The sequence below is a fragment of the Paenibacillus sp. FSL K6-3182 genome (genome assembly GCF_037976325.1).
Taxonomy (GTDB): domain Bacteria; phylum Bacillota; class Bacilli; order Paenibacillales; family Paenibacillaceae; genus Pristimantibacillus.
This window is the reverse complement of sequence record NZ_CP150265.1, coordinates 6,737,544-6,752,500: the sequence shown is the minus strand read 5'-3', so window position 1 is coordinate 6,752,500 and position 14,957 is coordinate 6,737,544. Positions and strand designations below refer to the sequence as shown.

Here is a 14,957-nt window from a genome sequence, read left to right as displayed (position 1 = left end):
TCACTATGGGAAGCATTGGTGAAGCGAATCTTAACAAGACGGGGAGGACGGATTCTATGGCGAGCAAAAAAGTGAGACTCATAAGCGTTCCGTTCTGGATGGGCGGAAGCCGCGCAGGATCGGAGCTTGGACCGGAAAGCATTATTCAATCAGGGCTTGCGCGTCAAATCAGAAGTATGGGATTTGATTTAGTTGGCAACTACGAGGTCAGCTGCCCGAGGCATGGCGTGCTTGATCCGAAGCAGCCCAAGATGAAATATTTTCCCGAAGTGATAGAGATGAGCGGGCTAGTAGGGGAACAGGTCTATCGCGCAGTGCTTGCGGACTCTTTTCCTCTCGTATTAGGCGGGGACCACAGTGTTGCGATTGGCTCGCTAGCTGGTTTGACTGGTCATTACAATAATTTGGGCATTATCTGGTTTGATGCGCATGGCGACTTGAATACGGAGGAGACCACTCCTTCCGGAAATATGCACGGTATGCCGCTTGCGGTAGCGATGGGTCTAGGGAAATTTAAGCTTTCCGATATACCGGGAGCTGGACCGCTCATTAAGAAAGAAAATGTAGTGATTATCGGAGCGCGTGATTTAGATCATTACGAGAAGGAGCTTATTCGATCAGAAGGAATCGCTTGCTTCACAATGCATGACATTGACCGAATGGGCATGAAGGCAGTTATGGAGAAGGCGATTGAGATTGTGAGCAGCGGTACGGATGGTGTGCATGTAAGCTTTGATATGGATTGTATGGACCCGGCGGAGGCTATCGGTGTAGGAACGCCGGTTCCAGGCGGAATAAGCTATCGCGAAGCGCATTTAGCGCTGGAGCTGCTAGCTGAAACAGGCCGCGTAACCTCTATGGATATTGTGGAAGTAAATCCTCTGCTGGATGTAGGCATGCGTACTTCTCGGCTTGCGGTTGAAATGGCGACCTCTCTGCTTGGCAAACGAATTATATAGAATCTAGGCGGTTAGGGGACGAGGGTTCGCTATGGAAAAAATGATGAGGAGCTTTTTTCTGACTCTCGGCAAAAGCAGTCGGATTGGGAGTTTGGCGCGTAAATATGGGCTCAAGCTGGGAGCTAGCCGATTTGTAGCTGGGGTTGAGATAAGCAGCGCCATTGAAGCGGTCAAGAAGCTTAATAAACAAGGGAAAATGGCAACTTTAGATCATTTAGGTGAATTTATTCGAGGCAAGGAAGAAGCTGCTCATTCCGCAAATATGTGCTTGCGCACGCTTAAAGCAATTGCTGCTTCTAATGCAAATGCGAACTTATCCTTAAAGCTTACAAGCTTAGGACTGGATCTGGATAGCAAGCTGTGCGAGGAGCATATGAGAACGATATTGGATGCCGCAGCGAAAATGAACATTTTTGTTCGAATCGATATGGAAGATTACTCTCACTGCCAGCCTGCTCTTGATCTATATAAGAGGCTGCGAGAGTCATATGAACATGTTGGTATCGTTATTCAAGCTTATTTGTTTCGTTCGGAGCAGGATGTTCATGAGCTAGGACTTAATCGTGCCAACCTAAGGCTGGTGAAGGGCGCTTATAAAGAAGCTGAAGAGGTTGCCTATCCGCAGAAAACGGATGTCGATCAATCATTTGAGAGATTAATAAAGATGCATTTGCAGAGCGGCAGCTACACGGCGATAGCGACCCATGATCGCGCCATCATTGATACCGCAAAAAGGTTCATCAAAGAACAGGGAATTCCAGTGGAGCAATTCGAGTTCCAAATGCTTTATGGCATTTGCGAGGAGCTGCAGGATGAACTCGTTCGTGATGGTTATAGAGTAAGAATCTATGTCCCTTACGGTGAAGATTGGTTTGGTTATTTCATGCGAAGACTGGCAGAACGACCTGATAATGTTTGGTTTGTATTGAAAAATATGTGGAAGTAGAGGGGAATGACAATGAGAGAATGGAATGTAACGCCATTTGTTACTGAACCGATGACTGATTTTGGCAATGCTGAGAACCGTGCTGCCTTTCTGGAAGCAATTGCTTATGTGAGAACGGAATTAGGCAAGCAATACCCGCTGCATATTGGAGGTCATGCCGTTCATACCTCTGATTATATCGTATCACGCAACCCGGCAAAGTCGGATGAAGTAGTAGGTGAAGTGGCAAAAGCAAGCCAAGAATTAGCTGAACAGGCGATGAAATCAGCGCTTGCTGCTTTTGAAACGTGGAAACATACATCGGTATGGACACGGGCGACCTGCTTGATGAAAGCCGCAGCGCTCATGCGGGAGCGGAAGCATTATTTTTCGGCGTGGCTCGTAATTGAGTCGGGTAAAAACTGGGCAGAAGCCGATGCAGATACGGCAGAAGCGATTGATTTTATGGATTATTATGCACGTGAAATGTTGAAATTAGCGGAAACCAATGAGATTAAACCACTGGTTAAGCTAGCAGGTGAAGACAATCGACTGACTTATATTCCGCTGGGCGTCGGGATTGTTATTCCGCCTTGGAATTTCCCGCTGGCAATATGCGCTGGGATGGCTAGTGCTTCTATCGTTGCAGGCAACACGATTATTATGAAACCTGCATCTACAACTCCGATTATTGCATACAAGTTCTATGAGCTGATGGTGGAGGCGGGGATGCCTGCTGATGTTATTCAGTATTTACCGGGAAGCGGTGCAGAAATCGGCGACTACTTGACTAGCCATCCAAAGACCAGATTCATTAGCTTCACAGGCTCGAAGGAAATAGGGCTGCGTATTAATCGGCTGGCTGCTGAACAAGCGCCGGGACAAATATGGATGAAGCGAGTTGTAGCGGAAATGGGCGGGAAAGACGGTATTGTCGTTGATGAAACGGCCAATATCGATGCTGCTGCTGATGCTATTGTAGCTTCTGCTTTTGGGTTTCAAGGACAGAAATGCTCGGCAGGCTCAAGAGCCATTGTTGTAGCGGATGTGTATGATGAGCTAATTGAAAAAGTGAAAGAAAGAACGAGCAAGCTTGTTATGGGTTCCCCGGAAGAGAATGCGGCAATCGGGCCTGTTATTGATAAAGCTTCTTTTGACAAGATTTTGAATGCCATTGAGAGAGGCAAGAGTGAAGGTAGATTAATAGCAGGCGGCGGAAAAGGAATAGAGAGCGGCTATTTCATAGAGCCAACGGTATTTGCTGATGTTGCTCCAAAAGATTCGTTAATGCAAGAAGAGATCTTCGGGCCTGTATTAGCGATTGCTAAGGCGAAGGATTGGCAGGAGGCTATTCATATTTACAATGATACGGAGTTTGGCCTGACAGGAGCTTTTTTCTCGGCAGAAGAGGATCGAATCCAAGCGGCGCTGCAGGATATGCATTGCGGCAATCTATATATTAACCGTAAATGCACAGGGGCGTTAGTAGGCGTTCATCCTTTTGGAGGATTTAATATGTCAGGTACAGATTCAAAGGCTGGCGGACATGATTATATGCTATTGTTCACACAAGCTAAACTTACGTCTATTAAACTATGAATGAATAATAGTCGCGATTATACGAGTTTTGTGTTAATTAAAGTAACATAAAAGATTGATTTTTATCGAATTTCGATCGAATATCTGAAAATATCATTGTCTATATGGAATGTTGATGTTACACTATCTCACGTATAGAAGTATATTGTATACAAATTTTGACGCTTTACCCACATATACATAAGGCGCATCCTAGATTAAGTCAAAATTGATTAACGCAAAAGCGGAATGGGAGTGATGAGTATAGCATTGTCAATCTGTCGTTTGGCTGCACTCTGTTTATTGGATTAATTGCTAGACAAAAAAGGAGGAAGAACATGTCTAAGAAGATTATCTCTCAAAAGCTTCTCGCACTCATGCTTTCCTTAATGCTCATTTTCTCTATCATTGCTCCTGGTGCTGCATATGCGCGGGAAGGTGCCGATACTGGTTCGGTTCCTGCTGAGGAGACTGCAGTTGCTCCAGAAACAACGGGGCTGGAAGAAACTTCGGATACGGAGCCGCTGATCGTCTCTGCACTTGCTGAGCCGGAAGATTCGGTAGGTAAAAGTGCTTATGATTATCTTAATTATATGGCGACCACAATCGGTGCTCGTGTTGCGGGTACAGCGAAAGAGGTTGAAGCCGGAAATTATGTAAAGGCTGAATTTGAAAAATTAGGCTTTAATACTGCGGTACAGCCGTTCAGCTATACTCGCGGTGGGACAACGGTTAATTCAAATAACATCGTAGCGACTAAAGTAGGAACCTCGCCAAAGGTTATAATCGTAGGCGCGCATTATGACTCTGTCAATGCAGGCAAAGGCGCTGATGATAATGCATCAGGTGTAGCGGTTATGCTGGAATCAGCGAAAGCAGTGTCCGAGCTAGCTACGCCGTATACGATTAAATTCATTGCGTTTGGCGCGGAAGAGCAAGGACTTAGAGGCTCTCAATATTATGTGTCTCAAATGACTGCTCAAGATAAGAAAAACACAGTTGCGATGATTAACCTCGACAGTGTGGCTGTCGGCGATAATATGTACATTTATGGCAGCAGCGGTTCAAAAGGTTTCGTTCGTGACCTAGGCCTTAGTATTGCTGACCGTCTAGGTCTTTCCCTTATAACTAATCCAGGTGAAAATCCTAAGTATCCAGCTGGTACAACAGGAGACTGGAGTGATCATGCGCCATTCTCGAAAGCAGGCATTCCTTACGCCTACTTGGAAGCGACGAACTGGAGCCTTGGCGACAAGGATGGTTATACGCAGACTACACTGGATGGAGAAATATGGCACACAGCAAAAGATACTCTTGATTATATCGAGTCTGCTTATCCGGGAAGAATCCAAGAGCATTTAACGACATTTACTAAAGTGCTCACAGGCATTCTTCTTGAAGTACAAGAGCTTCAACTAAGCAAAGATAAAGCATCCATAACAGAAAAAAGAACGATTGACGTTTCATTCGAATTGCCGGCAGGCGTAGCGCTTGCAGATCTGAAATGGAGCTATGGCGAGAAACCTCTAACCGAATGGAAGAAGTGGGGCACGAACTCTTATTCGGGAGACCCATTCATCTATTTGGAAGGGACGCCAGTGCTGGATGGAACGACGGTTAAAGCGCAAGTTACGTTCGACCTTATTTACAACACAACAAACTTGTCTGGTGCTCACCGTTCCAGATACCCGGCAATGCTTGGTACTCGTGATTTTGCTGTTCTAGATCAGAAAGGCCGCACCATTGCGACAGCACCTATTAAGCTTAATGTTTATGACAGCTATCATTCGTATGATGAAATTAAACCAGAGATTGACGCGATTACAGCAGAAATTAATGCGAAGAATAATCGCTATGTCGAAACGCAGGTTCTTGGCCAATCCGTGCAGGGCAGAAACATTTATTTTACGATTTTGGCAAAGGACAAAGCGTCTGTAGACAAATACTTAAATGAAACGATGCCTGCTATGATGAATGATCCGAAAGGCTTGCAGGATAAAATCAAAAATGGCACGTTCACCGACTATAAAGTTCCAGTATGGCTTAACAACATCCATCCGGATGAAGCGCCTGGCGTTGACGTTATTCTTAACTTCTTCCGGGAAATGGGGATGAAGGATAACATTACGTTTAATACGAACGAGGATGCTGCTAATCCGCTGCCTGTTACGTTAAACGTAAATGATGCGCTTGAAAATGCTATTTTCCTAATGAATTTTACGGAAAATCCAGATGGACGTTCATTGAATACGCGAGCAAATGCCAACTCGTTTGACTTGAACCGCGATAATTCCTATCAAACACAGCCCGAAACAAAAATCGTAACGAAAGAAATTGCCAAATGGTCGCCGCTTTCCTTCTTGGATATGCACGGTTTCGTAGGCAGCTTCCTGATCGAGCCGTGTACGCCGCCGCATGATCCGAACTTCGAGTACGATCTATTGATTGGAAGCATGCTCGAGCAAGCGAATGCGATGGGTAAAGCAGGTATTGCTAATACCAAATATACAAGCTACGAAATTCCGTATGAATCTCATCAAAACAACAACGGACCTAATAAATCAGGCTGGGACGATGCATCCCCTGCTTACACAGCTGTTTATGCGATGCACCATGGTGCATTAGGTCACACGCTGGAAATACCAGAGCTTAACGAGGATTCAACGACTGCACTCTTCTATGCGAGCGTTGCAGCAACCAAGTATGTAGTAGAAAACAAAGAAAAATTGTTTTTGAACCAGCTTGAAGTTTATAAACGCGGAGTTGAGAATACAGACAGCCGTACCGTTGATAAATATTTGACGAATGCTGCTGATCAAGTCATTGGCAGGCCACGCGGTGCAGAAACTAATTTCTTCCCAGACTATTATGTTCTTCCTGTAGCAAGCGAATTGCAAAAAAACCGCCTAGCAACGTATGAAATGGTTCAGTACTTGCTGAGCAATGGCGTCAAAGTCGAACAAACCACGACACCTGTGACGATTGGCGGGGTTGTTTATCCAATTGGCTCTTACGTTGTCAACATGAAGCAAGCGAAGAGGGGGTACGCTAACCTCGTCTTGTACGATGGCTTTGATGTATCGGATTTCTCTGAAATGTATGCGGAAATCGTTCAAAGCTTTGCTGATATGAGAGGTTTTGATCGTTATGTGGTACGTCAGGATGGAGCCTTCTCCGGTAAAACGACGAGCGTTACTGGAGTCGTAATCCCAGAGACGACCATTCCAGGCGACGCAGAACAATATGTCATTAGAAATACAAGCAATGCGGCCATTAAAGCAGTAAATGAATTGCTTGCAGCTAAGAAAGCAGTAACGATGCTGAGCAAAGGTGCTGCAGGTTATGAATTAGGAGATTTCCTCGTTTCCAAAGCGGATCTCCAGTCTATTTCCAAAAAGTATTTGCTCGATGTTATCGCTTTTGACAATAAGAACAGCAAGGAAGGGCCGCTGCTGAAATTAACGACAGTATCCGCAACAGGAGTCCCTGCTTTTGTTCTAAAAGATTTGGGTTTCCCTGTGACAACGGATATGGCGGCAAGCGATGTGCTTATTAACACAAGCGGACAAGCAAGCACGAACCTGATCGGTGAGGGCAAGCCTTATGTTGGATTCGGAAGATCGGCAATGAACACGATGAAGGGTTCAACGCTGTTGCCAGGATTCGATTTCGCAACGACAGGAAGCTCTCATGAAGGCTTGTTCAAAACAGAGCTGGATCAGACGCATTTGATTACGGCTGCGTACGATGCAAAAGAATACTTCTACACTGCATCGGGTTCATGGATCACTTCTACTCCTGCAAATGCGAAGGTGTTGGCAACGGCAAGTACGGATGCTGACTTCTTTAAAGCAGGCTGGTGGCCTGGAAATGATAAAGTAAAAGGTAAAACAATTGGCTTCACCTACAAAAAAGGCAAAATTAATGTCACGTTATTTGCGAATGATTTACTGAACAGAGCACATCCGCAAAAGCAATTCAGAGTAGTAGCCAATGCAATATTCGCTGCGGCATCTGCTGAGGAGACGGGACCTGTTGTGACACCGGACCCAGGCACCGGCGGACCAGGTCCAGTTGTAACACCAACGCCAACACCGACTCCTAAACCGACGCCAACGCCAGTTGACGTTCCTGAGTTTAAAGATTTAGGAGCTGTTGAGGCATGGGCTGGAGACGCAATTAAGGAGTTGGCTGGAAAAGGCATTATTACAGGTATTAGCAGCACATCATTTGCACCGCTTAAACAAGTAACGCGAGCTGAGTTTTTGACGATGCTTGTTCGCGCTTATCAACTAGCGGATGAGAGTGCCACGGCAGACTTCAGTGATGTGAAAACGTCGGATTGGTACTACGCTTCAGTAGCTGCAGCGGTGAAAGCAGGACTGGCTCAAGGTGTAGGAGAGGGCAAATTCGATCCTAACCGACCAATTACACGTGAGGAAATGGCTATTATGGCTGCGAACGCCTTGAAGCTCATCAATAAGGATGCAGCAGCAAGTGACGTAGAGGGTGCCTTAAGTAAATTTAGCGACCAAGCTAAAATGGCATCGTATGCGAAAGAAGCAATTGCCCTTCTGACAGAGCAAGGTGTGATCAACGGCATGACGGACGGCTCCTATGCTCCAAAAGGCATAGCTAATAGAGCACAAGCAGCCGTTATCATTAGCAAGCTTCTTAAGAAAAATTAAATTATAGCAATAAATAAAAGGGCTGCCAGCGGCAGCCCTTTTATTTAAAGCTTTTTTATGAAGTACATATTGCCTCACAGAAAACGTAAGGAGGACGGCATAGATGAAATTGAATATTGGGAGCAAACGTAAATTAACGATAGCCAATAAGATTTACGGCAGTTTTTTTGCTGCAATTGTTTTTATTATGCTTCTATTATGCTTTATTTTTTATAATCTCAATAACCTTAATAGATCCTATAATGAGCTTATTAACAATAATGTAGCCGTCCTTATGAATATGGAGTCTATTCAAAGAAATGCCGTTCAGCTCAATAGCAGCTTTAGCGATTACTTATTGAATAAAAATAAAGACATGTTAAAAGAAATGGATGCGGTAAGTGCGGATATTGTTAGACAAGCAAAGGCAGCACAAGCTTTGATACAAAATGAGGAAGATAATAAAGCGCTTGACGCCCTTCTGGGCTGGAACAATCAATACATGGAACGGATAGCAGAAATTAACGATGTGGAGCAGTTAAAAGCCACTTCTTATGCCAACACACGGGTTTTCCCTCTGGCCAAGTTAATTCGCACCAATGCGATTAAACTCGCTCAAAAACAAAAGGACGTTATGGCGGACAAGGTATTGGCAAACGATAGGGAAGTTAATCAGTCAAATATTTCTATGCTTATCGGAAGTATCCTCCTTATTGCGGTGACGCTGCTGCTGGGTACACTGCTTTCTAGAAATATTTCCATTCCCATTAGACGTTTGTCTGGATTAGCTGTGGCCGTAGCCAGCGGTGATTTGCGCAGCACGCCTCTTCACATTCGAAATAAAGATGAAATCGGTTCATTAGCAGACTCGTTTGATAGTATGAGAAGCGGTTTGCAGGAGATGATAGAGCAGGTCAATCAGGCTGCGAAGCAGCTGGCAGCAAGCTCGGAGGAGATGCGTGAAGGCGCCAAACAAACTTCAGCAGCTACGCATTACATCGTTGAATCAACACAGCAGGTTGCTGCATCAGCAGAGGAGCAGCTGCAAGGCTCAGAAACAATTTCAACAGCGATGGCGGACATTGTCGAAGCAATTAGAAGCATAACATCCGCGGTAACGGTGATTTCGGAAACGTCAGAGCAAGCCATTCTTATCGTAGATGGCGGACATTCTTACATGGAGCTTGCCACCCAAGACATGATCAGCATTGATCAAATCGTCGATGAAACTGCGAATGCGATGGAAAATGTGAAGGAAAGCGTGCAGCACATCGAGAACATCGTAGCATTAATTGCATCCATTTCGGCTCAGACTCGGCTGCTTGCATTAAATGCAACCATTGAAGCAGCAAGGGCAGGGGAACATGGCTTAGGGTTTGCTATAGTAGCGGAAGAGGTTAGAAACTTAGCGAAACAATCAGAAGAAGCGTCAAAAAAAGCGTCTAAGCTGCTCGGCACTGTACGCAACAATACAATGCAGGCTGTTTCTATGATGGATAAAGGGAAAAACGAAGTGAAAAAGGGAAAGCGTTCATTGATCGAGACAAGCAGCCAATTCCAGCTTATCCGAAGTTCAGTGAGTGAGGTAGCAAGCCAAATTCAAGAGATTGCTGCGTCATCCATACAAATATCTTCAGGCTCGCAAAACATTGCTGCATCCACTTCAGCCAGCGCGAAGCAGGCTAATGAATCATCAGCATTGACGCAAAGCGTATCTGCAGCAACCGAAGAGCAGCTAGCGTACATGGAGGAAATAACAGCATCTGCAACAACGCTTCATGCCGCAGCCGGTGATTTGCAAAGCCATGTCTCTAAGTTCAGAATGGAATAACTGGTTGAAAGCCCCGAGCGAACCGCTTGGGGTTTCTTGTTGTCGTCCTTTTTATTTCTGGACACAGCGGCATACGCCCAAACCCAAATCAGCTCCTTGGCATAGGCTGTTATCATCACATTAAATCAAGGAGCTTAATCCGAATGCCAAAAACGACAACAAAACCGGAGATAACCGAATTATCGTCTGATGATCTTGCTATATGGGCTGCAGTTATATTAGTCATTGGCGATTTATTTGGATTGTTTGCCGTCATAAAAGCAAAAGAGGAAAAGGAAGAGCTGCTTTAAACCTTTGACCATGATGATTCAGCTTGTCACATAAAAGTTTCCTAAAAATTTCAATATAAAGGAGAAAAGTTGATGGCAGATAAAAAAGAGATTAAGTCTGAAGAACTGGCCAAGCTTTCAGCATCGCTTTCAGCCCTTGGTTATGGATTAATCCTGCTTTCGCTTGAGAGGGCAGATCAGGAAAGCATGGAGCGCAAGGGGAAGGAAAATGAGAAGATGTCAGCAGCAGTAAATCGGTTATATCGACGTTTCAATGGATAAAGAGAGCGGGGATGAAGGGTGAACATAATCTCTCCTTCAATGATTACGTAAACAGCCCCTCGCATATCGCAAGGGGCTGTTTGCATGCTGCTTACAAAATTAACTCAAGCCATTGTTCTTTCGTTACCGGACCGAAATAGAAGGGCAGATCAATATCAGCCGTAAGCTGCTTTAGAGCGGAAGCTTCATAACGAATGCCGATCAGTTTCTGAGCAACTTCATTGCTGTCGCCACGGCCAAAAAAGTCTCCGTAAATAGCAGCGTTCACAATTAATCCTTCTTCAACCTGAAGGCGAACATCAAAGGTGCCAACTCCTTCGATTCGTTTCTTCTGCTGCACATTAAAGGATGGAGAACGGCCATAGTTCCATTCCCAGCTGCGGTAGCGCTCTGCCGCCAGCTTGTGTACATTTTGCCAGTCCTGTTCAGATAACTCGTAGAACGGAATTTCAGCAGATTGCTCAAAGATGGACTGAAGCAGTCTTTGCCTAAACTGCTCTATTGTCATAGGCTCCTTCAAAAACTCTGTAATATTAGCCACGCGGCTGCGGATCGACTTCGTTGATTTCGATACATATTTTTCAGCATTTGCCTTCAGCGCAGATACAACATTTTCGATTTCAGAATTAAACAGCAGCGTTCCATGGCTGAACATTTTGCCCTTCGTCGAAAATTGCGCATTGCCGGATATTTTTCGCTCGCCAACCTGTAGATCATTTCGGCCGGTCATTTCGGCGTCTACTCCCAGCTCTTGAAGCGCACGTACAACAGGTTCGGTGAACTTCTTGAAATTGTGAAAGGACTTGCCGTCATCCTTCATAATAAAGCTGAAATTCAAGTTGCCGAGATCGTGGTAGACGGCTCCCCCTCCAGATAGTCTGCGGACGACGTGAAGCCCACTGCTTTCGACGTAATCTGCATTAACTTCCTCGACGGTATTTTGGTTTTTGCCAATGATGATGGATGGCTCATTTATGTAGAAAAGCAAGTAGTCATCGTTGTCAGGCAATGAACGCAATATATATTCCTCTAATGCCAAATTAAGCGTTGGATCGGTGATGCCATTATTGCTTACAAAACGCATGATTTTTGTCCTCCTATGCTGTAGCTCATATTGGCATTATACCTGTACGTCCTGTTCCTTATCAAATGAAAGGTTCGTACTTAATGGGTACAACCTATGCATAAGCTGAAATAATTCGTATAATCGAATGAGAAAACAAGCTTGATGCAGAGGTGAATCAAATGGAAGCGAAATTTTGTATGTCATGCGGTCATGAGCTCGAAACCCGTGACGTTGACGGTACGATGAGGCGGGCTTGTACGAGCTGCAGCTTCGTTCATTGGGGAAATTATAGCATTGGTGTCGGGGCACTGGTCGTTAAGGATGAGAAAATTTTGCTCGTTCGCCGAGCGCAAGAGCCTGGAAAAGGTAAATGGACGAATCCTGGCGGCTATATTGAGCAGCTGGAAGCCATTCAAGACACGATTGAGCGAGAGGTTATGGAAGAGTGCGGCGTGCAAGCAATCGTAAAAAACGTCGTAGCACTGCGTGATCAGCCGAGAAATATACATAATCTGTACGTCGCATTTGAGATGGAATATGTGAGCGGAGAGCCTACCCCGGATTTTGTGGAGGTTGATGCTGCCGGTTTCTTCACCTTGCAGGAGCTGGAATCAATGGATGTTGCCAGCTTTACACAGTGGCTGGTTGATGTTGCTTTCCATGGACAATCACAGGGACTCAAGATAGATAGGTCGCCTGTCTTGCCTTTGAACGGTTATGGATTATTTCGAGTATAAAATAAAGCTATTAACCAGATGAAATGTTTATCCTGTTATTTATAGTAGAGACCTTCCTTGCGGAAGGTCTCTTTCTTTGCAAATTAGAACACCCAGTATACCCAATACGATAATAGAATTAACGTGAATACAACGGTAATCGGAATGACGATTGAAGTTACCTTCAAATACTGAACCCAGCTAATTGGAACCCCGCCTTTACGTACGATATGCATCCACATAAGCGTTGCCAATGTACCAATTGGCAATAGGAGAGAACCGATGTCACTGCCGATGACACTAGCGAGATAAGCAATTTTTAACGTTAGAGGATCAAGGCCCATATTCATTAGTGTAATCGTACCGACCATAAGTGCGGGATGGTTGTTGAATAAATTGGAGAGTACGCTTAAAAGTCCGCCCATGAGAACGCTGGCGTGAACCAGGCTTCCTGAGATGAGAGGCTGCATAAGATGAATAAGCCAATCCGTTAAACCGATATTGTTAAGGCCATAAATGATCACATACATGCTGAAAGCGAATATGAGTATATACCAAGGTGTTTTTTTGAGCATGTCCGCCGGTGAAATTTTTAAGTGGTACCAACGCCAGCCTAGCAGAAGAGCAGATCCGATAACAGCCATTGCAGCGACGGGGAAGTGGATGTAGGATGCGACAAAGAGGCTGATACGAACACAGAATACAAAAATAAGAATATTGCGCATGAAGCGGTTGCGGTTCTCTTTAGGCAAGGTTTCCTTTAACGGATGGCCGCCGGGCATAAGATTCCACCTGGAAGCGGGAGGGAGTGTTTTTGGAAGTGTGCGATAGAAGACGGCAAACAGCAGGAGCGACAAGAGGACAAGTCCAAGCGAAGCGGGTACGAACATCATTGCGGTATGCATGTAGAGGTCCATATGAACAATTTTTAACGCAATTAAATTGACGATATTGCTTACGCCGATAGGGGCACTAGATGCCGTTGCGATTAATGCGCCAGATAATAGATAAGGTATTTTTTGATGTTTTTTTAGTCCCATATTTTGCAGCAAGAGCAGCAATATGGGCGTTGTAATTAAGATGCTTCCGTCATTGTTTACAAAAAGCGTCATGAGAAAACAAAATAAGTTTGTTAGCCAAAACAAACGAATGCCGGAACCGCGAGCTTTTTTGGTGAGCAGCTCGGCTGCCCAGTAGAAAAAACCGAAGCTTTCTAAAACAATGGCCATAACGATGGTAGCAATAATGGTGACCGCAGCCCCGCTTATCGTTTCGGTTATTTGACCGAGATCGGAAAGCGAGACGCTTCCGCTAAGAAGAACGACTGCAGCTCCGATTGTTGCGGGTATCGCTTCATTGACCTGCGGTCGCCAGAAGATGAAGCTGATTGTTAGAAGGAACGCGGAAATGGTCATAATGATCATTAAGTCATGCATGCTTTAACCTCTTTTCAGTTTTGAACCCTTTTTTTTGCTTTATTGTGCAGCACTCCTTTTCTAGATTGAACCTTAGGCTACTTGGAAAACTAGCATTCTAGCAAAGCTAGAGATCCTCCTTTCTCTTATTTATTTTGTATCTATGTAGTGTAAGTATACGTACATGATAGAGTGTTCGTACTGGTCAATATCCCTATCTCTATCAAAATCTGCTAGTATCAATTGAAGATATTTGCCCCATAATGATAGATAGCTTCTATGGATTAAAGCCCAAAAAAACCCTCCTAACGATGGTCGTTTGGAGGGTTTTTAGTCGCTCTTCCATACTTGCTTAAAATATTGAGTAGGTGAGAGGCCGACATATTTTTTGAATACTTTGCTGAAATGATAGGGATCGTTGATCCCGACTAGATAACCGATTTCTCCTATGCTGAGCGGCGTCGTTTCAATCAATTGTTTCGCTTGGTTTACTCGAACCGCATTGATGTACCGAATGATCGATTGGCCGGTAACGAGCTTAAAGGCACGGTTTAAGTAATCATAGTTGCCTTCAAATGTAAGCTCAATGTCTTTGCCGGTTATTTTGCTCTGATAGTTTTGATGGATATAATCGAGCAGCGCGTTAACCTTAACAACCGACTTCGAATGAATTCGGTCTTTGCGCTTCAGCTCATCCATAAAATACTCACGTGAGAGCTCAACGAGCCATTGCATAAATTGAAAAGCAGTTAGGCTTCTATTGTAATACCTGCGCATGTAGAGCTTCTGCATTTCATTTAATGCACTCAGGATGAGATTAAATCTGGTTTTATCAGAAATCGTATGGTATTTGGGGAAGTAGCAGTGATTTGGATGGATTCCATTAACGGTAGGCTTATGCTCAATAAACGGAGACTGGTCATGCTCAACAATAAAGTAATTGGCTAAAGCCAGCATATCATCCCTATACACAGCTTTAATATCTGAATGCTCAAAGTGAATGTAATAGTAATCGCAAACATGCTTTGCCGTTCCTTCATGATTCAAATTGGGCTCAAGAATAAGCAAGTCACCTTTACGCAGAACATAATGATTTTTCTCCTCTTTAATATGGAGTTCTCCACTTCTGATGAAATAGAGCACATACTCATTTATATTTCGTTTGAAATGAATCCACGGGCTTTTGTAAGCAATAAACCCCATAATTTTTATGCGAGGCACTAAATCCATGTTCATGGACAGCAATAGT

General features: G+C 44.4%; 11 protein-coding genes. 8 read left to right on the top strand and 3 right to left on the bottom strand.

The features are described from left to right. The first annotated feature begins 5 nt into the window (after nt 1–5). From rocF to MHH56_RS29565, 7 genes are all read left to right on the top strand, one after another. Entirely contained in the window at nt 6–959 is a 954-nt protein-coding gene (rocF, locus tag MHH56_RS29595) for an arginase (protein WP_339205200.1), read from the top strand. Nucleotides 960–990: 31 nt separating this feature from the next. Then, nucleotides 991–1,905: a proline dehydrogenase gene (locus MHH56_RS29590; protein ID WP_339205198.1), complete on the top strand. Its 915-nt coding sequence runs from the start codon at nt 991–993 to the stop codon at nt 1,903–1,905. A 6-nt stretch (nt 1,906–1,911) separates the two neighbouring features. After that, nucleotides 1,912–3,483 (top strand): L-glutamate gamma-semialdehyde dehydrogenase, encoded by a 1,572-nt coding sequence (gene pruA / locus MHH56_RS29585; RefSeq protein ID WP_339205197.1) that lies wholly within the window; start codon nt 1,912–1,914, stop codon nt 3,481–3,483. A gap of 317 nt (nt 3,484–3,800) precedes the next feature. Beyond that, nucleotides 3,801–8,150: a M20/M25/M40 family metallo-hydrolase gene (locus tag MHH56_RS29580; RefSeq protein WP_339205196.1), complete on the top strand. Its 4,350-nt coding sequence runs from the start codon at nt 3,801–3,803 to the stop codon at nt 8,148–8,150. 103 nt (nt 8,151–8,253) lie between these two features. Then, nucleotides 8,254–9,960 carry a methyl-accepting chemotaxis protein gene (locus tag MHH56_RS29575; RefSeq protein WP_339205195.1) on the top strand — a complete coding sequence of 569 codons (1,707 nt, stop codon included), beginning with the start codon at nt 8,254–8,256 and terminating at the stop codon, nt 9,958–9,960. 143 nt (nt 9,961–10,103) lie between these two features. Continuing rightward, a complete protein-coding gene (locus MHH56_RS29570; RefSeq protein ID WP_179089894.1) occupies nt 10,104–10,250 on the top strand; it encodes a hypothetical protein in 147 nt (48 codons plus the stop codon). A 72-nt stretch (nt 10,251–10,322) separates the two neighbouring features. After that, a complete protein-coding gene (locus MHH56_RS29565) occupies nt 10,323–10,511 on the top strand; it encodes a hypothetical protein (RefSeq protein WP_339205194.1) in 189 nt (62 codons plus the stop codon). 91 nt (nt 10,512–10,602) lie between these two features. On the opposite strand, the gene MHH56_RS29560 is transcribed toward MHH56_RS29565, so the two are convergent. Then, nucleotides 10,603–11,595 (bottom strand): lipoate--protein ligase, encoded by a 993-nt coding sequence (locus tag MHH56_RS29560; RefSeq protein WP_339205193.1) that lies wholly within the window; start codon nt 11,593–11,595, stop codon nt 10,603–10,605. Between the two features lie 161 nt (nt 11,596–11,756). On the opposite strand from MHH56_RS29560, the gene MHH56_RS29555 reads away from it, so the two are divergent. Continuing rightward, nucleotides 11,757–12,314, top strand: coding sequence for an NUDIX hydrolase (locus MHH56_RS29555; protein ID WP_339205192.1), 558 nt, complete (start codon nt 11,757–11,759; stop codon nt 12,312–12,314). Between the two features lie 83 nt (nt 12,315–12,397). On the opposite strand, the gene MHH56_RS29550 is transcribed toward MHH56_RS29555, so the two are convergent. Next, nucleotides 12,398–13,729: an ArsB/NhaD family transporter gene (locus MHH56_RS29550; RefSeq protein WP_339205191.1), complete on the bottom strand. Its 1,332-nt coding sequence runs from the start codon at nt 13,727–13,729 to the stop codon at nt 12,398–12,400. A 309-nt stretch (nt 13,730–14,038) separates the two neighbouring features. Continuing rightward, nucleotides 14,039–14,944, bottom strand: coding sequence for a helix-turn-helix domain-containing protein (locus MHH56_RS29545; RefSeq protein WP_339209767.1), 906 nt, complete (start codon nt 14,942–14,944; stop codon nt 14,039–14,041). Between the last annotated feature and the right edge of the window lie 13 nt (nt 14,945–14,957).

Excerpts from the sequence above, each read along its gene's own strand:
- MHH56_RS29575 (WP_339205195.1), top strand. The coding sequence starts at position 8,254 with ATGAAATTGAATATTGGGAGCAAACGTAAATTAACGATAGCCAATAAG.
- MHH56_RS29580 (WP_339205196.1), top strand. The coding sequence starts at position 3,801 with ATGTCTAAGAAGATTATCTCTCAAAAGCTTCTCGCACTCATGCTTTCC.
- MHH56_RS29570 (WP_179089894.1), top strand. The coding sequence starts at position 10,104 with ATGCCAAAAACGACAACAAAACCGGAGATAACCGAATTATCGTCTGAT.
- MHH56_RS29560 (WP_339205193.1), bottom strand. The coding sequence starts at position 11,595 with ATGCGTTTTGTAAGCAATAATGGCATCACCGATCCAACGCTTAATTTG.
- pruA (WP_339205197.1), top strand. The coding sequence starts at position 1,912 with ATGACAATGAGAGAATGGAATGTAACGCCATTTGTTACTGAACCGATG.
- MHH56_RS29555 (WP_339205192.1), top strand. The coding sequence starts at position 11,757 with ATGGAAGCGAAATTTTGTATGTCATGCGGTCATGAGCTCGAAACCCGT.
- MHH56_RS29565 (WP_339205194.1), top strand. The coding sequence starts at position 10,323 with ATGGCAGATAAAAAAGAGATTAAGTCTGAAGAACTGGCCAAGCTTTCA.
- MHH56_RS29590 (WP_339205198.1), top strand. The coding sequence starts at position 991 with ATGGAAAAAATGATGAGGAGCTTTTTTCTGACTCTCGGCAAAAGCAGT.
- MHH56_RS29550 (WP_339205191.1), bottom strand. The coding sequence starts at position 13,729 with ATGCATGACTTAATGATCATTATGACCATTTCCGCGTTCCTTCTAACA.
- MHH56_RS29545 (WP_339209767.1), bottom strand. The coding sequence starts at position 14,944 with ATGAACATGGATTTAGTGCCTCGCATAAAAATTATGGGGTTTATTGCT.
- rocF (WP_339205200.1), top strand. The coding sequence starts at position 6 with ATGGGAAGCATTGGTGAAGCGAATCTTAACAAGACGGGGAGGACGGAT.